Origin of the sequence: Mucilaginibacter pineti (genome assembly GCF_900101875.1) — a bacterium.
GTDB classification, from domain to species: domain Bacteria; phylum Bacteroidota; class Bacteroidia; order Sphingobacteriales; family Sphingobacteriaceae; genus Mucilaginibacter; species Mucilaginibacter pineti.
The window spans coordinates 312112-333209 of the sequence record NZ_FNAI01000008.1; the positions used below are offsets into that span (position 1 = coordinate 312112).

A 21098-nucleotide genomic window follows, 5' to 3' on the forward strand; every position below is an offset into this window, starting at 1 on the left:
CTAAGTTTTAATTACCTGTGTTCAACTCAATGTTAAAGCCTAAGTTGTATAAGCGAGGTACCGGATATCCGTTTGAAATATCACGACCCAGGCTGGTTACGTTTTCTGGGTTAGGCCCACTGTAACCTGAGAAGGTAACAAGGTTATTGGTTGAAAAATATACACGTACATTATTAAATCCAAACCTCCTCACAAAATTTTTCTCAAACGTGTATGAAAAAGTTACGTTATTAATTTTCAGGTATGATCCTTCTTCGGCCCAAAGTGTTTGATCGGGTCTTAAAGGTTGTATCTGGTTAAACCGGGCGTAGTCATACGGGGTTGGATATTTTGAAACATCACCCTGTGCTCTCCAGATATCCAGGTTGTTCAATGGCACAACGGCAAGCAATGAATATGGATCACGCATGATTGACAAACGATCTGAAAGCGCATTGTTTAAAACGGTACGTTTTGCCGTAAATGTTGTATAGATATTTAAACCGAATTTTTTATAGTTGATGTTGGTTGAAATACCACCTGTAACAAGCGGCTGCGAGTTTCCGGTGATTTCGTAATCCCTGTCATCCATTATATAATCGCCGTTCACATCCTTCCATCTCGGATCTCCGCCTAAAAACGGAATACCGCCGGTTTGATATTTTTTACCTGTTACAGGATCTACAGGCACATCGGTATCTCTTGAATATACACCTTCGTTAATATGCAGGTAGTTTGAAAGTGTGTTTCTGCCAACACGGTATACTATACGCTGCGGATAAGAACTGCCATCTATTTTGATAACCTGCCCATTATACTCTTGTGGTATCCTTAGCAAAACATCGCGGTTAATTGCGCCATTTGCAGACATGGTTAAGTTAAAATCTTTAGCTGTAACAAGTTTGCCGGTAATCATTAACTCATAACCATAATTGGCAATACCAACATCATTACTTGATATGGTGCCAAACCCTGTTGAGTTTGTTAACGGGCGATCAAACAACAGGTTATCAACCTTTTTATAATAGGTATCAAACACTACATATACTTTATCCTGCCATAAGCCCAAATCAAAACCAAAGTTCCATTGAGTGGTAGTTGTAGGTTTTAAATTCGGGTTAGGGATAAAGCCATAATCAATACCAATAGTAGGCGTGTTATTGTAGTTGCCATTTAGGTTATAAGTACCATAAATACTTTGCAATGTACCGCTTGGCACAATGTTTTGTCCCCAGGTTAACCTTAAACTACCGGTTGATAACCAACTTAGGTTATTAAAAAAGGTTTCCTTTTGAAAGTTATACCTTACACCTATAGCCGGGTTTTTAGAGTATGGATTTTCTAAACCGCTTGTTGAGGTACCATCAAGGCGGTACGATAACTCTGCTACGTATTTCTTTTTATAATCATAAGAAAGTGCTGCTGCAAATGAAGCACTGGTAGCGTTTTTGTAAGTTGAAAGTACACCACCACCACGTGAGTTATAAGAGTCAAAACCTAACGGGCCCTGGTATTGATCATTAGGTGTTCTTACCTGATTAATGATACCTTGTTGTGCACCTCTTTTGTAAATTTCATTAAAGGTGTTAACAAAGATGGTATGATCGCCATTTGATCCGAAAGATTTTGCGTAAGTTATAGCGTTACGGTTATACAATGTATAGTTACGACCAACATAATCATACACTTTGGCAAACTGCGCATTTGCAGCTGCAGGTGTGAATGTTGCTTCACCATCTGATGTATAATCATAGCTTAAACTTGATGTTATTGCAAAACCTGGTATAAACTCATACCGGCCTTCAACGTTTGAACGGATGTTTCTTGTACTGTTATCATCATTTGTTTTTAAAGCCGATATGATACCGCCTGATGACTGGTAAAATGATGGCGGAGGCAATAAGGTTGATGCCTGCCCGTTGGCAGCTACTCCTGACTGTAATAAACCTAAACCATCACCTTTTTGTTGTTTACCTAACGAACCATATATCGACCCAAAGAACCTGAATTTATCGTTCGGTTTAAGCTCTACGTTCATACTAAGGTTATACCTGTCGAAACCGGTATTTTTAATTACACCGTTCTCTGTACGTAAACCAAGATTGGCCTTATAGTTAAACCGTGGATCACCACCGTCTAAAGCAAGGTTATGTTCTGTGTTGTAAGTAGTTGCGTAAAAAATATCCTGCCAGTTTGTTGAGTTGTTCCAATAGGCATTCAAACTATCGGCAAGGAAAGGTGTGGCATCAATTCTGCGGATATCATTAATGCTTGTAGCATTAAGAATGATCTGTTGAAGTTTTGCCTGGCGCTCTGAATTACCACCAAGTGTTTCGCGCAGCTTTGGTGGTGCATTCACGAAAAAGTTACTGGTTAACCTTACGCGTGGTATTTTTGAATTACCACGTTTAGTACTGATGATGATTACACCATAAGCACCGCGTGAACCGTATAATGATGTTGCCTGTGCATCCTTCATTACTTGTATGCTTTCAATATCTTCCTGCGGAATCAGTGAAAGCGGGCTCACACCCGGGCCCTGGGTTTGAAAACCGAACTCGGCTGCCTTATCGGCATCCAAAGGCACTCCATCAATAATATACAGAGGTGATGTAGGCTGCAGGAACGAATCATTACCGCTACCGCTTATGCTTAGCGTAGATAAACCACGTAATTGCACAGATCCTCTGAAACCTGGCGCACCGGTATTGTTCTGGATATTTAAACCAGCAACCTTACCTTGCAGCAATTGCTCAACGTTTGATACCGGTATATCCTGGATTTCCTTACCACTTATAATAGTAGCAGAACCAGTGGTAGTTTCTTTAGTTCTTTTTTGGTAAGCTACGATAACAACGTCGGCAAGGGATTTTTGATCCTCGCTCATGGTCACTGTTATATTTTTTGCAACTGTACCAATTTTTTCTGTTTGTGTAACGTAACCTATAAAATTGAATTTAAGTGTTGAGTTAACCGGAACTGTAACCGAGAAATGCCCGTCTACACCTGATTGCGCAAGTGCTTTATAAGGTTTTTCTAAAACTATGGTTACTCCTGGAAATGCGGTTTTTGTGGTTTTATCCATAACTGTACCGCTTATAGTAACCGTTTGTGCCTGCGCTTTCAAGTTTAAACTGATAAGGCAAACAAAAAGTGCTGTATAAAAAAGTAATTTTCTTCTCATTATTGGTTGCTTTAAAAGTTACTTATTCGTCTTTAAATCTTGGATTATCTTTTCTGAAATGAAACACTATTTCCCAATCGCCGGCACGGTAAATACCAAAATTCAATCCTAATACCGTAGTTACCCTTTGCTGTCCAAATCCAGTTCTTGAGTATTTCAGTTCAATGTAAGCGTTTGAGCCTCCTGGCGCGTAAATAGTTGACAGGTTAACCAGCGGAATAGGATAAGCAACATCATATTGTACGTATTCCTTGGTTTTTACAAGATTAAAACCGTGTACAAGCCTTACCCATTCTGTTTCATTAAAAAGGGCAGGATCAATAGCTACAGAATCTTTATTCAATACTTTAAACCTTAATGAATGACCATTGCCGCCAGTAAACGGACGAATGTATACAAGCACGTTGTTACGATGGTAATTATCATTTCCCAAATCAATATCAGTACTATCGCCAACAACATTATCCATTCTTGATGGCCTTATATAATTGCGACTGAGCACATTATAAGGAGTTTCAGGAAATGGTGCAGGACCGCCTGTGTAAAGATTCATATCATCAGCCGGGTCATAAGGACGCTCACGCCAAGGACGTATCTGAAAATCCCTGATTAATCTTTCGCCGCCGGTATTTGTGATTTTAACATCAAAAAACCTTGTATCCTGCGGATAGTTGGTACTATCGGCAGGCCTTGGCGTAACTAAATCGTTGGTAGCAGATGGCCACATGATAAATTCACCCGATGAGCGGATCTCAAAAAGAGGATGTTCCTCTAAATGACGCTTCGCTTCAATCTCGGCCAAACTTTTTTCTGTACCGGTATAAGCCGCAGTCCAAACGTAGGTTTGTGCCTTTTGAAAAATATCCGTTACCGGTCTACCATCGCCATAACGCGCATTCACAATTTCAAAATGTATTGGCTGGGTTGAATTATCCCCATTAAACCCACCTATTAAGTTAGTGCGGCCTAATACGGGTTCCAATATCTTGTTGGCGAAGTTTACATTATTACTTAAATATTCTTTTTCCTTGGGCAAATTGAATATTTTTCTGCAGCTGCTTGTAATAACCGCAGCAAACAAGAGGAAGATAAATTCTTTTTTGATGGTTGATTGCATCTGTTTAATTAGTTTAAATTTTTTAAATTCCATTCTTATTTAGCTTGATTAATGGTCCACTCGGCTAACTGGAAAGTACCGCCATCCCTTAATTCAGTTATATTAATACGATAGAATTTGTATGCCGTCGTATTACTACATTTAAATACTTTGGTCTGGTATCTTTCTTCAAAGAAAAAGTTACTTCTTCTGTCAAGTTCATCCCAGTGTGTACCATCTTGTGAGCCTTCATAAGTCCAGGCACGCGGATCGCGTTCAGGAGCATCATTGGCCGATGTTAGCGTATATACACCTGACACCGCAGCGGTTTTTAATTCAAACTGCAACCATAAGTTACCTTGCAGGTTAACCAAAAACTTAGTATGGCTATCACCGTCTATCACCTTTTTAGATCCTTCACCATTATCGGCACCACCGTCGCTTTCATGCTGTACGGTTAATGTTCCGCCAATTAACGTCATTAAATTTGGTGGTGGCGGCACAAAGGTTAGGCGTGTTACAAATTCATCAAAACCAAATATGTGCGATGCGCTTACAACATGCACAAATCCATTGTTGGTTTGAATGTTGTTTGAACCAGTTGTGGTGGTTGACCAAAACCTTACAAACTTGCTTTTTTTGGTATTGCTGAATTCTATTACCTCCGGCCCGCCGCCTACATATCCTGATGCAGAAGCATGACTGATTTGTGCGTGCATTGGATAGCCATAACGAACAGCTGATAAATCAAGTCCGTCCTGTAGCCTTAATGAATCTGAAGGCACTTTACCCCTTATTATGTAATAAGACGTCATGGTATCAAGCTGTATCCCATCAATATTCGACAGGAACAACGGATCTTTATCTGATTGCCTTCTTAAGGTATTTAAGTTGTTCAACGCAAGCTGAAAACTTGGGTTTGTTACAGCAAATAGTGTAACAGTACTATCGATAAGGGTTTCCTTTAAACCAGTCCTGTCAATTACGGCAAGCAGTGAATCATACACTCCCGGCTTACTTTTCAAATATTCATAGATGTTACCTGCAAATTTTGAGCTGTTGCCGGCTGTATCATGAAAGCCTTTATCTTTTGTACAAGCCGATTGAAAAATTGCCAGTGCTACTAAAAGCATCAGGGTTCCTCTGTTTCTTATTGGATTTTTCATAATTATTTCGGATTATTTCCAGTAAGTATTTTGAGTTAATAAACTATTTTGAGAAAGTATTTTACGAGATACAGGCCAGTAGATACCGCCAGTGCTTATAAGGCGTAACATCTTCGGATCGTTCTGTTTTATTTTGGCGTAGCGTATTTTATCGTACCAGCGTTGGCCCTCTCCCATCAGCTCACGACGCCGTTCCTGAAATATCAAATCAATAGTTTCACCTTCAAGAGTTAGATCGGTGGTGCCCGCTGGTAACCTCCTAAATATCTCATCAGTTAGTTCTTGCATGGCACCGCTCTGATCGCCCAATACGGCTAATGCTTCGGCACGCAACAGAACCATATCTTCAAGCCTGGTTAAAATAATGGCACTATTGAAGTACCTGAAATTAGGATCATTATTACCGCCCTGTATTACTTTGATTTTGCTGAAGATTGGATATTTACCATTAAAATTGGTGAAGTATCTTTCATTACGCGGATTACCTAAAGTATCTATGTTAAAGCGGTCGTCATTAGGTATCGTAAAATAGGCCAGGATAGAATCTTTAGGAAGATATATATCCGGAACGCTTTTAGTTAAAACAGGTTCGGCAAGTGTAAGCTCCTCAATATGGCCCGTTGATGAACCATCAATGTGACCATAATCTGAGTTAAAGCCAAACATTTGGCGGGTGTTTTTATTATTGAAGAAACCATTGCCGTTTGTAAGATCGTCTGATCCTGTATAACCACCATTGCTTTTGCCATAATTATCTTCAACAAATTTTGCATAGGTTGCTACATCGGTATAATCGGCAGTCCAGGCACAAACATGAGCGAGCATTGCGTAAGCAGTATTTTTTGTAGCTAAAGCTCCACCCCAGCGGGTTGCATCCTCGTTATAATAATTACCTTGCTGCTGTAAATCGCCTCCACTGTATATAAAAGGCAAATCGCCCGCAGCCTTAAGCATTTCCTGCTTTACCCATGATAAAATTTTATCTTGATTTTCGCGTGGTTTGTTTTCAAACTGCCCATCGTGCGATGCTGTAATAAAAGGTACATCGCCCCATATCCTAACCATGTAGAAATAGGCAAATGCTCTTAAAAAACGGGCCTGCGCCAAATCCACCAGCAAATTGCCTTGTGTATAGCGTTTATCTTTCGCGGCAACATCAGGTGCTTTTTCTAAAAAGATATTGGCTGCGTTAACTATGGCGTAAAATCTGGTCCAGTTGCTTAAAGCCTCTAACGTTGGATAAGCAGCATTAAGATTGTTGCTTATAATTGCTTTTAAATCCTGTCTGTTTGGGCTCGAAAACTCACCTGATCTCACGTCGCCATAAATCCAGTGCCCGTCATTATCAGATAGCGCTGCACGTGTTAAGGCATAAACACCCAGTAATCCTGCGCGGGTGTCTTCAAGCGAGTTCCACATATTCTTCTCGCCTACTACCCTTACAGAATCTATGCTCAATGTTTTGTTACATCCGGTAATTACAACCATCGAAAACAGGAGTATGTATAGTATTTTTTTCATCTTGTTTTACTAAAAGATTTAGTTGGTTACTTGTTATGATTAAAAATCAACTTTTACACCTAATGTATAGGTACGTGGTATAGGCTGCCCATAACCAGTATCATAGCCGGTGTAGTCTACAAGTTCAGGATCCTGACCTGTATACTTGGTGAAAGTGAATACATTGTTAACCGCACCGTATACATATAACCTGCTTAGTTTAAAGTTTTTCTTTGCAAATTGAGTAAGATCATACCCAAGTGATATATACCGCACTTTTACAAATGATGCATTTTCTAAAAACAGATCCTGATCAATACGGTAAGGTATTACAGTGCTCCAAGGGTTATACAGTGGATATTTGCTGTAGTCGCCACGTTTTTCCCAAAAAGTAACCTCTTTTACCGAAGTAATGTTGCTATTGCCTTCTCTGTTGATAAAGTCAAAACGGTTAGCCATTTCCTGGTTCATCAAATCGCGGCCAAGATTAAAGTAAAGACCTACGCCTAAATCCCATTTACCATATTTGAAGTTGTTATCAAACCCGCCAGATGCAATTGGCAGCATGTGACCTTTTAGTACTTTATCCTTATCATCAATATTGTTATCGCCGTTTACATCTTTCCAACGCGGATCGCCTGCGTGCATGGCTATACCATTATATTTTAAACCAGCAGGTACTTCAGCTTCTGAATTGTAAATTCCTTCGTTTTGCAATACCCAATACTGATCAACCGGCTGGCCTACTTTCAGGTACCTGTCGCCAAGCGTAATTTCCTGCAAGCCGCGCGGTAATGATTTTAGGTGATTTTTATTGTAGTTAACATTAAGCGTTGAAGTCCATGACAAGCCATCCCGCGATTTTAAGATATCGCCCCTGATGGTTAAATCAACACCTGAGTTTACTACAGACATACCACTTTCTATAGATTGGGTATAACCGTACTCGGCAAAAGCCGGGATGCCAAGCAACATGTTCTTTTCGGTTTTAGAATAGTAATCTACCGAAAGATGAAGACGGTTTTTCAGCAAACCTGCATCAAGACCAATATCAAGCTGGTTTGAGTACGACCATGGAATACCATAACCAACCCAACCACTTTGATAAGGCCTGGTTAATACAGCAAACGCGTTATATCCCGGTACAGTTAAATTACCTGTGTAACCAACCGAAGCGGTGTATTGTGGCCCTTGTGCATAATTGTCATAAGCATTTAAACGGCCCATTCTGCCGGCGCTGGCTCTTAAGATAAGGTCATTAATACCGTTGCTGGTTTTAAAGAACTCGTTTTTAAGGCTCCATGCTGCAGAAAGTACCGGAGAATAGAACCAGCGGCTTGTTGGTTGTGCATTTGATGATCCATCTGCACGCATAATAGCCGATATAGTATATTTTTTATTGAAGGTATAATCTGCCTTACCATAAAAAGACACCAGGTTTTCTTGCGTTTTATCAAGAAAACGATAGGTTAACTCTCTTGGAAACGCAGTTGGGGTTAAGTAGTTACCGTTAGGTGAACCATCTCCGTTTGTAGGGTTTGAGTCAAGCAGGTTTATCTTGATATAATCATTTGACCCTTTATAGGCATAAGCATTATCATACTTATAAGTATCCCATTGGGTTGACTGACCCGCTTCGAAATGGAAATCACTCAGTTTATCTGCTGTGGTTAAATCATAAGTTGCCTTATTATTGATCATTACACGCTGGTTGTAGCCATAGTAGTTTGATGCATAGCTATTGCCCTGCAATAAAGTACGCGCATAAAACACATCGCGGTAACCTTCGTTATAATCAACTATAAAAGTTGTGTTAAATTTAAATCGACCAAGATCGATAGCTAAGCGGGCAAAACCATCAATAACGTTGGTTTTATTATCATCAAAGCCTTTTTTAAACTGATCAAGGTATTGACCGTAATAATCCTTATTGGGCGATGGTGGCGCGCTCAGATCCGGGAAGTAATTAATTTGCGTAAACCTGTCTCGTAGTGATTTATTACGCTGACGATCTAAACGGTTAGCATTTACGTTTGCCGTAAAAATAAGCCATGGCAACGGTTTCATGTTAATGTTAAACATAGCGCTGTAACGATCGATGCCTGTTCCGTCGGCAACGCCTTCATTTTTAGTGTTACCCAATGAAAAGCGAACGTTAGCTTTATCGGTACCGCCCGAAATACCAAAATTTACACCATATATTAAAGCGTTACGATAGTAAAGGTCAGACCAGTCTGATTTGCCGCTATAAGCATTATTAAGCGAGTCGCTTAAGTAAATTGGATAGTTTTCATCATCTGAATAACGACCGTTAGTAGTATACAGATCATAAAAACGTTGTCTGAAAGCATTTTCATACTTACCGTTAATAGTAGTAACGCCTGGCCTTTGTGCCAAACCTATATAGGTATTGAAGGAGATGCTACGCGCGCTAACAGGATGTTTAGATGTTAATACTATAACGCCATTAACTGCACGCGGACCATATATAGCCGATGCAGCAAGATCTTTTAATACTTCTATTGATGCGATGTTATTCATATCAATAGCTGCAAATATGTTTGTAGCAGGACCGGGCCTGTTATAATCATATTGCTGAATATCAAAAGCAAAAGGATGCTCTGTTATTAAAGGTATACCGTCAAGCACAACTAATGGCTGCGACATGTAAAGCTCCTTTTGGCTCAGCAGCGGCATAGGAGCACCTCTGATAAACATGTTTTGAATTGTGCCGGGCTCTCCGGATGGCTCCTGCACGTATAAACCGGCAGATTTACCTTTTAAAAGTTGCTGGAGTGAAATTCCAGGGAAGGTTGCAAGAGCGCCAGGATCAAGGTTAACGCTATCGGCAAGGCGGTTGTATACCGAGCGCATTTTTAAAACGTTAATACTCTCCTTTAGCAGGCTATCTTTGGCAACGGTGGTATCTCGCTTGCCTTTAATATGCCGTATTGAGTTTGAATAGGTCAGGTTGCCTTTTTTCCCTTCGTTTCCCTTCGCCAAGCCAGAAGACGTATTTATAACTAATAAATTAAAAAAAACAAGGCACAGCCATAAGTATCGCATAGTTAATCGATCTTTAGTTTGTATTGAATAAAAAAGTTGATTACAGGATTTGAGTTGTCATAAAAATAGCATAGCTATTTTACATGTCAGGAAGAGAATCCTTTAGTTAAAAGTGCAGCGTAAATTTTTTCTCATACTTAAATTAGGTTTAATCAGGTTAATTGGTCAAAAAAAGCGTCAGAAAAGCAGCTCAGAAAATCCATCTGATATTATCTGCAAATCGTTACTGTATATTTTGAATGAATTTTGATAAAAGGATTTATCGCACAGGCAAGCAGCATAGCTACGCAACCGGCTATATAATTGATCCTTAGGTAATAATGTAGTGTAAGTTTTTTTTCATACTAAATAATTTTAAGCAGGTTTATGTTAAGTAGTCAAAAAAAGTTTCAAATAAGCAGCTCAGAAAATTATCTGGTGGTCTCTACTAATTATTACTTATCTATAATTGGTTTTAACAAATATATATGAAGTAAAATGATTTATCAAAGTAAATTGTCAGTGTAACAATTTTTAATTTTTTTATATTAAAACGTTTTAGATTTTACAACATTAGCAATTATGTAGTTATAATAGTATCATTTTTTCATAAAAATTGATTAATTACAAGCATAGTACATTATAAATTATCTGCGGGCTTTTGCTTTTCATTAGGTTTACAACCGCCAAAAGCGCGCATAAATCATTTTAACAGCGTTTTGTAAAATATTTGTTATCACAAACGTTTGCAAATATTGCAGAGAGATAATTTATGGATAATGTTTTTTTTAGTGTCAATGCCACACTATTTAATACAAACCATTGGTATCATAAAGCAAAAAGGGCCTTAACTAACTTTAAACCGTGTATTTGGTAAACAAATGTCTTTTTATGAAGGAGGTATTTTAACCCTTCTGAAGGTAAACTGGTTAATAAATCCTGAAAAAATCCATCAATCTTATTATTTGGCTAATTTTTAACTTAAAACCAATTGTAGTTGCATTGTAAAAAAAAAGACACACCCAGTATACTGGTAAAATAAAACATAATATTTTAAGTTTGCTCGGTGTTAACTTTAAGCCAACCTGTAATACTCATTCGTGGTTGATGGGTAAGCAGTACTTCGTGCGTTAACTCATTGCTCTTAAAAAATACGCCTTTCCTGTTTTGTGGTGAGATATTTTGTAAGTGATCATGATGATGAATACACAGCTCGCCGCCATCTGCAATTACCCAATCCTTATTAAGGTAAATAATCATCGAATATTTGCGACTATCGTTATTACGAAACTGATCAAGATGTTTTTTGTAGAAACTCCCCTTTTCGTACAAGGTGTAATGAAACTCATAACCGGTGATGCCGGTATAGCAGGTTTGGTTTAAATAGCTCACAAAACTATCCATCAATTTAAAGAAGGCCTTTTCGCAAGGAGTATCATGGCCCCGGTCAAGCCAGCAGATCCTGTCGCCCCGTACAGTCAAATCCTGGGATATTACCGCATTATTTCCGGTACCGGCGGTATAAAGCATTTTATTGCCATAAAGCATAATCAAATTTGCTTTTAAATCGGCGGCGAGGGCATCGCTTAAAAAATTATCGGCAATGCCTACCTGCTGCGCTATAAAAGAATCAATGAGGCAATTAAATGGATCTTCCAAAAAAGGTGGGGGATTAACTCACCAGGCAACGCCTGGTTTTGGTGAAGGTAATCTATTTAACCGGGATGATTTACTTTTAATATAGCAGGTACCAGATCTGCCTCCTATGTATATTATATATTGTGCACTGGTGGCTTTGTTTCATTTAGGAGGTAAGACTTTACCAGTTTGGAAGCATGGCTGGCTTGAACTACTTTTTTTTGCGCTGAACTGTCCTGTACTATCGCGAAGGTTTTTGGTTCGGGCGCTAATCGTCTAATCCCTTTCCGTTAAGAATTTGCGGGATACTTTTTTCAACCCTGGCGTCCCGGGTTTTGGATTGTTTGGCGGCGACAAAATACAGTAGGTATGCTTTTTGCCGCCCCGGTGTTAAAGCATCAAAAGCCGTTTGCAGGGCAGGCATTGCATTTAATTTATTTTGAAACTCTTCGGCAACGGCAAATTCCTCAGTCTTTTTAAGTTCAACTTTTAAACCGGCTTTTTCTACTTCAATGGCTTCAAAGATATATGCCTTCAGTAAGGGTTCCATCTCCTGTATTTGCCCCGCATTGGTAAACCTCATCTGGCGGGCTGCCTGCACATTTGCCGTTTGTTGTATCAGCATACCTCCGGCATCATTTAGCAAGGCACCCTTAAAAAACAAAACCGCGCAGTATGCTTTAAATACGTGTATCAATACGATGTTGTTTTTTTGAAACGTGTAACACGGGCAGCCCCACTTCAATTCTTCGGTAAGCCCGCAATCAAGAACTATCATTCTTAATTGCACCAATTCCTGCTGCCACGTGGCTTTGTTAAAATAAAAATCAACCTTGGGGTTCATAGTTTCTCTTATTTAAATTATACCCTTAGCAAACCCCGGAAGCCCCTGGCTGCGTAATAGGATTCGGCCCCGTTGTGGTAAACGAAGATGGTATTGTAACGGCGGTCGCAAAAAATGGCACCGCCAAGTTTCCTGATATCAGCAGGTGTTTTCACCCAACTGGATGTTTTCAGGTCGAAATTGCCAAGCTGCTGCAATTCCCGGTATTGTTGTTCTGATAAAAGTTCAATACCCATATCGTGCGCCATTTCAATAGCGCTATTTTCGGGTTTATATTCTTTCCTGGCTTCCAGTGCCTCATGGTCGTAACAAATACTCCGGCGGCCTTTAGGACTTTCGGCCGAGCAATCATAGAAAACATATTCACCCGTCTTTGTATCATGGGCAACAACATCCGGCTCGCCGCCTGTTATTTCCATTTCATTGAGCGACCATAATTTTTCGGCATTGGTTTCCAGTCTGTTTTGCACCTTAACCCATTCAATACCCGTATGGCGATTTATATTTTTCGCAAAACGGGTCTTTAACACGCTGAGAAGTTCTTGACTTTGCGCTGATGGTAATTCAGGTTTCATACTATTCATACTTGTTTTTAAGCGTCTTTTGCAACGTATCGATCATAAAAATCACCCGCGCCTTTTGCGTCAATTCTCCCAACAATTACTGCTACCGAACTTTTACTTAATTCCACATTGGGTTGTAAATGGTAATGTTCTCTTCCACCTATGGGCAGGTCTGTTCTATTTTCTTGATTGAAGTCGGCTATTTTATTTAAAAGTTGGGCAAAAGATCTTATTCCTTCGGGGTCGCCGTGAATTAATACTTCCTGCCATTTTTCTATCTCACCTTCAAACTCATCTTCTCTATCTGCAACAAAAATGTCCAAATGACCTGTAATTTCTAATTCGTAATGTTTCTTTTTTACCATGCTAATATTGATTTTTAACTAACCGAAACGATCTTTCTATCCTCGGGCCGTAAATACCACGACAACACAGTGAAAATGGCCAATAAAGCCGGGGCAATTATTTGCACAGAAACATCATTACTGGCAATATGCGAAATTACCGCACCGCTCATCACAAAAAATATACCCGCATAGGCCCATTCCTTAAGCAATTTAAATTTAGGGATTAATATTGCAATTATGCCCAGTACCTTCCAAACGCCAATAAGCGAAATAAAGTAAACAGGATATCCCAAGGGTTTAAAACCTTCCACAACTCCTTTTACCTGCATGGCCTGTGCCAGGCCGCCAGAGAAAATACAAAAGGATAATATTGCAGTAATTATCCAATACCAAATTAGCTTTTTCTTTTCCATGATGTATTATTTTAGTTTGTTTACGATGGTTTGCAAGCGGTTGTGCGCCATATTAAGGCCCTGGGCAAATGGTAGTTGCAACATTTGGTTGCGCAGTTCAACAGATTTATATACTATGCGGATGCTGAGTTTGCTGGTATCCCCGGTAAGCTGCTCAAATTCCAGAAACTCCAGCTGAACAGCGAATGGGGTATTCTCCATTTCAAACGTCCGCGTGATCTGTTGATCGGGAACAAAATCGTGGATTGTTCCATTAGCCCGGAATACTACGTTTCCATTAGCATCGGATGTTTCAAACTGGTAACCGCCGTGTTTTTTATTTTCAAGCTTAAGCACTTTTGTCCCCATCCACTGCTCAACAATTTCGGGCTCTACGTAGGCTTTAAAAAGCAACTCTACCGGCAAATCAAATTCCCTCGTAATTATGAGGTACTGCTTGCCGTCTTCGGCGTCGATCTTTGTTTTTAGTTCCATAACAGGTTATTTTTTGGTTTGATAGTTTTTCATTACGGCTTCCAGTTTATTAAACCTATCATCCCACATCTGGCGGAACGGTTCAATAAAGTCGGCTACTTCTTTCATTTTTTTCGCGTTAATGTGGTAATGAATTTCCCTTCCGTTTTGTTGCTGGGCAAGCAATTCGCACTCGGTAAGTATTTGCAGGTGTTTGGAAATCGTTGGCCTGGCGGTATCAAAGTTTGTGGCTATTGCCCCTGCCGTCATGGCGTGCGAAGCAACCAACAGCAGTATAGCCCTCCGTGTTGGATCGGCAATGGCTTGAAATACATCTCGTCTTAAATTCATTATGTAGCTATTTGACTACAAATATATGTGTAGCTATTTAACTACGCAAATTTTAGAAGAAAAAAAAATTCAAGGTTGATATGGCGGGGAAATTAGGTGAACATCTGGAAACTCCATCTTATTAAAGAAATTCTACGGCTCCTGTATGCAGATCATAATAAGCGCCAACAATTTTGATATCTCCATGATCTGACATTTCTTTAAGAATAGGACTCTCAGATTTTATGGTTTGAATTGTATGACGAATATTGTTTTTTGCCACCAGTTCAACAAATGCTGGATTCTTACTGCTTTTTTCACCTGCAAAGCCAGATGAAAGTGCCACCGCAGGCTTGATTTTGTAAAGCATTGACGTAATATTTCCGAGTTTTACATCATCTATCGCTGATTTAATTGCCCCGCACGATTCATGACCAAGTACCAGGATTACTTTTGCTCCTGAAACCTTGCAAGCAAATTCCAAACTACCCAAAATATCCACATTAGAAAAATTTCCGGCAACCCTGGCCACAAAGATATCTCCAATCCCTCTATCAAATACGTCTTCAACCGGTATCCTGCTGTCCACACAGGAAAGGATCACGGCTTTCGGATATTGTCCTGCGGCTGCATCCCGTACCATTGCCGAATGATCACGCAAGGTAAGATCATTGCTAACAAACCTTTTATTACCATCCTTGAGTGCTTTAATGATAAGCTCAGGAGTCAGCGCTTTTTGTTCAGATACCGTCAGCACCCTTTCACGCAGTGGCTTTTTAGGAGTTTTGCTGCTGTCTGTTATTTCCTTTTTATTACCTGTTGGGTTGCCACATGAAAATGCTAAAAAGGATATTGTTATAGCTGCAAACTTAAATAATTGAACCTTTTTCATTAGGAATTGATTTTTAATAAAAATACATATTAAGATGAAAATCACGCAAATTCAACTCACCCTTTTCCCAAAAAATCATGTTTTAAAGTCCAAACATCTAAGCACCAAGGCAGGCGATATTTTTTAATAAAAAAGCCTCTCATTTTCATAAGAGGCTTTTCGGGCTATTCAAGGCACTGATTTGGAACCAGCTTATAGCTGATTTAAAGAAAACAGCGAAGATTTGAAGACGTTGATGGTATTAATCTCGAACGACTTTAATCCTGGAATTTCCAATCCACGGAACTATCAAAATTATTTTCCTTGAAACGATCCCGATCATAATTTCTCGCCTTTTTAAGTTAATCGTATTGTAAACTCCGAAAGTGCTAAAAGGTAATATTAGTTAGTAAGAAAGCCTCCTTTACCACGATAAAGATCCAGTTTCCCTTCAACTTCTATTTTTATTACCGACATATATTTATCTTGCTGAATTTCCGGAATGTCTATATATAGTAAACCTGGTACAGAGCTCCATGAGATCTTACCTACTATCTTGTAAGCCACGGGAATATTACTACCCAATATGGTGATCGTTTTTATTTTGTTTTTTAAGCCTTTTAGCAATACCGGAGCGCTTGTTTTAGCCGGCACAAAAAGATATACCGCTGTTGAGTCTTTTGAAATTGTGCTTGCACCATAATAATGTCCCTGAGGCAAACCAGCAAGTGTATTAAAAATTCCCTCTCCATTTTTTTTGTTCCATGCTCCTAATTCTTTAAGCACATTTACCTCCTCTTCGGGTAAAGTTCCATCAGCCTTGGGGCCAATATCCAGCAATAAATTCCCACCATAGCTTACCACATCTGTAAAAATGCTGATGATCTGATAAGATGTTTTGAAATTTTTATCTTGCGGTTGAAAACCCCAGTTATCATTAATGGTCATGCAAAGTTCCCACCACTTATAACCAGGCCTGGACACCGGAAAGTTTTGTTCAGGGGTGTCATAATCACCATAACCCTGTAAACGCCCGTTTATGATAGCATTATGATTATAAGTTAACAGCTTTTTTCTGATTTCAGGTGAATTCCATTCCTCTGCACTGTGTTCCCAATCCCCATCAAACCACCAAAGATCGGGGTTGTATTGCCTTGCAATTTCATCCAATTGCCCATTCATAAAAGTTAAATATTTTTCCCATCTGACAGGCTCCTTCTTCATTTGGTACTTGCTGCTATCTTTTAAAAAGCCCGGGTAATTTGCATTGCTCCAATCAATCAAAGAGAAATAAGCACCTACTTTTATACCTCGTTCTCGCAACGCTTCATAAAACGGTTTTAACAGGTCTGTTTTAGCAGGAGTTTTTTTTGCCACATTTAGCGAACCATATTTACTGTTCCATAGCGCAACACCATCATGATGTTTTGTGGTCATCACTGCATATTTGGCGCCACTTTCTTTAATCAAATCAGCCCAGTCTTTTGGGTTATACTTCGAAGCGGTGAATCCGTTCAACTGCTTCATGTAATCCTTGTATCCAATTTTTTTATTATAAAAGCTCCAGCTTTCATCAATCCCATTTACAGAATAGATGCCGTAATGAATAAAAATCCCCAGCTTGGCATCAGCAAACCATTCCATTTTGTTTTTGATCTCATCAACTGAAACCTTGTTTTGTGCTTGTGCAACGCTGTTGAACAGGATCACAAATAATATAAGTTGTATGTGGATTAGATTTTTAAACATTTTCAAATGTAATTATTCGGTTAAAAAACGGCAAACATCTTGCATGGAGAAATCTCCTTTGATTTATTTAAGCCCCTCGTATACAGTATTTTACAGCGACATTTTATTTAACTCATTGATTATCAACCGTTCATTAGTGTTCACGAGCGTTCATGGCGTTATGAACGTGAACACTTAGGGAATCACGCAAGCATTAGGCACAAAAAAAGCCTCTCATTTTCATGAGAGGCTTTCGGGTCGGTTATGGTACAGATTTCGAACCAGTTTATAGCTGATTTGCAGAAAATAGCTCAGATTTGAAGACGTTTATGGTACGGATTTCGAACCGGTTTATTGTTCTAATAAGGAAATTTCATGTTTGGATATATTCCTTTTAGTCTATTTATTTCATCCATCTTAATTTGATCGTTTGAGGTATCATAAATGTTATCTCTTCCAAAAAAAAGATGATCATGATGGAAATAAAACAGGCACCAATTTAGGGTACTATTAAAAACAACAGTGTCATTACTAAAAAACAAATCTGGCGCATACTTAACAACAATTTTCCATGTTGTGAGAATACAATCATCTCCTAATAAAAAAACTTCTTCCTTAAATGGTATTGCTCTATTATATAGCCACTTTTTGAGTCCATTCTCATTATCCATTTGCGTATAGTGCTCAACCGTTTTGAAGTTGTTCTTACTAAATGGGTTATCATTAGTAGCAATAAGTTTTGCCACCTTTAGAAATTCATATAAGAAATCAGTAGCAGTCTTATCAAGAAAAAAGATTTGATCTTTATGCGATACAGGCAGATTATCAAAATCTTCAGCATCACCAAATAAACTCCATCTATCGGGTCTTTTGATCTGATATTGTTTAAGATTTTCTACATCTATCATATCTAAAATTACAAATTATATTTTAGGGATAAGGTATAAAAGCAATTATACAAAAAACGCCTTCCATTTTCATGAAAGGCGCCTGGGTAAATGATGGGGCTCGAACCCACGACCCTCGGTACCACAAACCGATGCTCTAACCAACTGAGCTACATCTACCGTTTGGAGAGTGCAAAAATAGAAATCTTCGGCCTATTTGCAAACTCTTTTTAAAATTACATTCGGCTTACCTGTTTTATTTAGAACGATTTTAATTAATCATTAAATTTGTAACTATGGCCGAGCAATTAATTGAACTGAATGTGACGGGAATGCATTGTAACAATTGCGCCATGTCTGTCCATAAGCTCCTCGAAAAAAAGGGCTTACATAATATCCTCGTTGATTTTGCCAGCGAAGAGGTGAAATTTTCAACCGCCGACGACTCCAAACTTCCTGAAGTAATAAAGGGAATAGAAAATTTAGGATTTAAAGTTATTGACGATATAATACAGCATTCAACCGCGTTTTATGATAAGGTGGAGAATAAATTTTTCTTCTGCGCAGTGTTTACCGCCCCGCTTTTGCTGCATATGTTGTTCCCCTGGCATTTTTTACACCAGCCGTTGGTGCAGCTTTTACTTTGTTTGCCCGTATTTATTGTAGGCTGCCTGCACTTTGGTAAAAGCGCCTGGAGTTCGGTTAAAGGAGGCGTACCCAATATGGATGTACTGATATTTATCGGCTCTACTTCGGCATTTATATATAGCCTGGTGGGTACGCTCCAGAATTTAGGCGAGCAATACCAGTTTTATGAAACCTGCGCAACTATTATCACCCTTGTTTTATTGGGCAACGTATTTGAAAAACGTTCGGTTACCCAAACAACATCTGCAGTAAAGGATCTTATAAAGTTTCAGCAGGTTAATGCCAACCGCGTTATAAACGGCGGTGTAGAATTAATTAGTGCTAAGGATGTTCGTCCGGGTGATACGTTATTGGTTAACCAGGGCGATAAAATTCCGGTTGATGGCGAAATCCTATCAGGCAACGCCTCTGTTGATGAAGCCATGCTCACCGGCGAAAGTTTGCCTGTTGAAAAGCAAAAATATGATAAGGTGATAGGTGGTACTATATTGCTTAACGGCAATATCCACATGCTGGCTACCAAGGTAGGTTCCAATACCATCCTCTCACAAATCATCGAGTTAATGAAAAAAGCGCAGGCTGCAAAACCTCCGGTACAAAAACTGGGCGATAAAGTAGCTTCGATCTTTGTACCCGCAGTAATAGGCATAGCGCTAATTACTTTTGTAGTTACTTATTTTGCGAGCGCTGCAGGCCTGCAGCGCTCGCTGATGAACGCCATTGCCGTACTGGTAATATCATGCCCCTGCGCAATGGGTTTGGCTACCCCCACAGCCGTTATGGTAGGCTTAGGCAGGGCTGCCAAGAACGGCATCCTTATTAAAGGCGGAGATACCATAGAAGCAGTAGCCAACACCAAATATGTAGTGTTCGACAAAACGGGCACTTTAACCACTGGCAAGTTTGGCATCAATGAAATTAAGGCCGAACCGGGGAATGACATTGAACTGATCAGGGGTATTATTACTGCCATTGAAGAAAGATCAAGTCACCCCATTGCTAAATCGCTGGTCGCGGGTTTAAAGGGTTCAGCACAGAAAAAAGTTATCCTGAAGATAGCCAAAGAAGAAAAAGGCCTTGGTATGCGCGCCGAAGATGTGGAAGGCAACAATTACTTTCTTGGTACCGCTAAAAATAACACGGAAGATCATTTTAACCTTTCGCTGTATAAAAACCAAGCCCTGCTGGCGCAGATTGCTATTGACGACCAGATAAAACCGGAAACAGGTGAGCTAATCATCAAACTCCGTAAAATGGGAATTGTGCCTGTATTATTAAGCGGCGACAAAAAGAACCGCTGCCTTAAAGTGGCCAGCATGATTGGCATTACTGAGGTACACGCCGAAAAACTGCCCGATGAAAAGCTGAAGGTGATCGATATTTACAAGCAAAAAGGCAAAACCATAATGATTGGCGATGGCATAAACGATGCCCCTGCCCTAACCAAGGCCGACGTTGGCGTATCCATGAACGATGCCAGCCAGGTTGCCATACAATCGGCCAGTGTAGTATTGCTAAATACCGACCTCCATTCGGTAATTAAGTTTTTGCAGATCAGTAAACATACGCTCATTACCATAAAACAAAACTTGTTTTGGGCCTTCGCTTACAATATAGTGGCTATCCCCGTTGCCGCCTTTGGCTTTTTAAATCCAATGGTAGGCGCCTTTGCCATGGCTTTTTCTGATGTGGTGGTAATTGGAAACTCGCTGAGGCTGAAAAGAAAAAGGATTGATTGCCCCCCCCAGCCCCCTAAAGGGGGAGCTTTTTGATTAGCGTATCCGTAAAGCATTTTTATTTGTTCCCCCTTTAGGGGGTTAGGGGGATTACTATATTTGCATAATGATCGAGATTTTTACAGACGGTGCATCAAGCGGTAACCCGGGACCGGGTGGATATGGGGTAATTTTGCGTTCGGGCAGCCATTATAAGGAACTGGCCGAGGGCTTTCGCAAAACCACCAATAATCGCATGGAGCTGCTGGCTGTAATAAAAGGATTGGAAGCACTAAAAACGCCTAATCAACAGGTAATGATCTATTCCGATTCGAAATATGTGATTGATTCTATTGAGAAACGATGGGTAAACGGTTGGGTTTTAAAAGGCTTTGCCGGTAAAAAAAACAAGGATCTGTGGATGCGTTACTTAGAGATCAGTAAACTGCACAAAGTAAAATTTACCTGGGTGCGCGGCCACAACGGCCATCCCGAAAACGAACGCTGCGATGTACTTGCAGTAGCCGCCGGCAAGCAAAAACCATTACTTATAGATTCTGTTTTTGAAATGGAAAACGCCAAGGCGGGGCTTTTGTAATCTGAGGTGTGAGGTGTGAGGTGTGAGGTGTGAGGTGTGAGGTGTGAGGTGTGAGGTGTGAGGTGTGAGGTGTGAGGTGTGAGGTGTGAGGTG

General features: G+C 39.7%; 17 protein-coding genes and 1 tRNA gene. 2 read left to right on the plus strand and 16 right to left on the minus strand.

All coding sequences use genetic code 11. The annotated features are described in order from the left end of the window. Window positions 1-7 precede the first annotated feature (7 nt). The 16 genes from BLS59_RS18210 to BLS59_RS18285 form a co-directional block, all read right to left on the minus strand. Entirely contained in the window at window positions 8-3163 is a 3156-nt protein-coding gene (locus BLS59_RS18210) for a SusC/RagA family TonB-linked outer membrane protein (RefSeq protein WP_091151228.1), read from the minus strand. A gap of 22 nt (window positions 3164-3185) precedes the next feature. After that, window positions 3186-4313: a DUF5007 domain-containing protein gene (locus BLS59_RS18215; protein ID WP_240315268.1), complete on the minus strand. Its 1128-nt coding sequence runs from the start codon at window positions 4311-4313 to the stop codon at window positions 3186-3188. A 2-nt stretch (window positions 4314-4315) separates the two neighbouring features. Continuing rightward, the gene (locus BLS59_RS18220) at window positions 4316-5425 is read right to left on the minus strand and encodes a fasciclin domain-containing protein (RefSeq protein ID WP_240315269.1); all 1110 of its coding nucleotides are present in this window, start codon (window positions 5423-5425) and stop codon (window positions 4316-4318) included. A 12-nt stretch (window positions 5426-5437) separates the two neighbouring features. Continuing rightward, complete coding sequence (locus BLS59_RS18225) at window positions 5438-6946, minus strand: RagB/SusD family nutrient uptake outer membrane protein (RefSeq protein ID WP_162842685.1); 1509 nt, start codon at window positions 6944-6946, stop codon at window positions 5438-5440. Between the two features lie 39 nt (window positions 6947-6985). Beyond that, on the minus strand, window positions 6986-9991 hold the full coding sequence (locus BLS59_RS18230; RefSeq protein ID WP_240315270.1) for a SusC/RagA family TonB-linked outer membrane protein: 3006 nt from the start codon (window positions 9989-9991) through the stop codon (window positions 6986-6988). A gap of 1032 nt (window positions 9992-11023) precedes the next feature. After that, complete coding sequence (locus BLS59_RS18235) at window positions 11024-11629, minus strand: 2OG-Fe(II) oxygenase (RefSeq protein WP_091151229.1); 606 nt, start codon at window positions 11627-11629, stop codon at window positions 11024-11026. A gap of 247 nt (window positions 11630-11876) precedes the next feature. Further along, window positions 11877-12452 (minus strand): YdeI/OmpD-associated family protein, encoded by a 576-nt coding sequence (locus tag BLS59_RS18240; protein ID WP_091151230.1) that lies wholly within the window; start codon window positions 12450-12452, stop codon window positions 11877-11879. A 17-nt stretch (window positions 12453-12469) separates the two neighbouring features. Beyond that, on the minus strand, window positions 12470-13036 hold the full coding sequence (locus tag BLS59_RS18245; RefSeq protein WP_091151231.1) for a DUF4256 domain-containing protein: 567 nt from the start codon (window positions 13034-13036) through the stop codon (window positions 12470-12472). Window positions 13037-13044: 8 nt separating this feature from the next. Continuing rightward, window positions 13045-13380, minus strand: a complete 336-nt coding sequence (locus tag BLS59_RS18250; protein ID WP_091151233.1) for an Imm32 family immunity protein — start codon at window positions 13378-13380, stop codon at window positions 13045-13047. Window positions 13381-13394: 14 nt separating this feature from the next. Next, on the minus strand, window positions 13395-13775 hold the full coding sequence (locus BLS59_RS18255) for a DoxX family protein (RefSeq protein ID WP_091151234.1): 381 nt from the start codon (window positions 13773-13775) through the stop codon (window positions 13395-13397). Between the two features lie 6 nt (window positions 13776-13781). Continuing rightward, complete coding sequence (locus tag BLS59_RS18260; RefSeq protein ID WP_091151236.1) at window positions 13782-14249, minus strand: SRPBCC family protein; 468 nt, start codon at window positions 14247-14249, stop codon at window positions 13782-13784. Between the two features lie 6 nt (window positions 14250-14255). Beyond that, the gene (locus tag BLS59_RS18265) at window positions 14256-14579 is read right to left on the minus strand and encodes an ArsR/SmtB family transcription factor (RefSeq protein ID WP_091151238.1); all 324 of its coding nucleotides are present in this window, start codon (window positions 14577-14579) and stop codon (window positions 14256-14258) included. 121 nt (window positions 14580-14700) lie between these two features. Then, window positions 14701-15450 (minus strand): carbonic anhydrase family protein, encoded by a 750-nt coding sequence (locus BLS59_RS18270; protein WP_091151240.1) that lies wholly within the window; start codon window positions 15448-15450, stop codon window positions 14701-14703. Window positions 15451-15831: 381 nt separating this feature from the next. After that, window positions 15832-17178 carry an alpha-L-fucosidase gene (locus BLS59_RS18275; RefSeq protein ID WP_091151241.1) on the minus strand — a complete coding sequence of 449 codons (1347 nt, stop codon included), beginning with the start codon at window positions 17176-17178 and terminating at the stop codon, window positions 15832-15834. A gap of 338 nt (window positions 17179-17516) precedes the next feature. Further along, window positions 17517-18065 carry a hypothetical protein gene (locus tag BLS59_RS18280; protein ID WP_091151243.1) on the minus strand — a complete coding sequence of 183 codons (549 nt, stop codon included), beginning with the start codon at window positions 18063-18065 and terminating at the stop codon, window positions 17517-17519. An 85-nt stretch (window positions 18066-18150) separates the two neighbouring features. Then, window positions 18151-18224: transfer RNA gene (locus BLS59_RS18285), tRNA-His, on the minus strand. Between the two features lie 116 nt (window positions 18225-18340). On the opposite strand from BLS59_RS18285, the gene BLS59_RS18290 reads away from it, so the two are divergent. Continuing rightward, window positions 18341-20464, plus strand: a complete 2124-nt coding sequence (locus BLS59_RS18290) for a heavy metal translocating P-type ATPase (protein ID WP_162842686.1) — start codon at window positions 18341-18343, stop codon at window positions 20462-20464. A 70-nt stretch (window positions 20465-20534) separates the two neighbouring features. Then, complete coding sequence (gene rnhA / locus BLS59_RS18295; RefSeq protein WP_091151247.1) at window positions 20535-21005, plus strand: ribonuclease HI; 471 nt, start codon at window positions 20535-20537, stop codon at window positions 21003-21005. The last annotated feature ends 93 nt before the right edge of the window (window positions 21006-21098 follow it).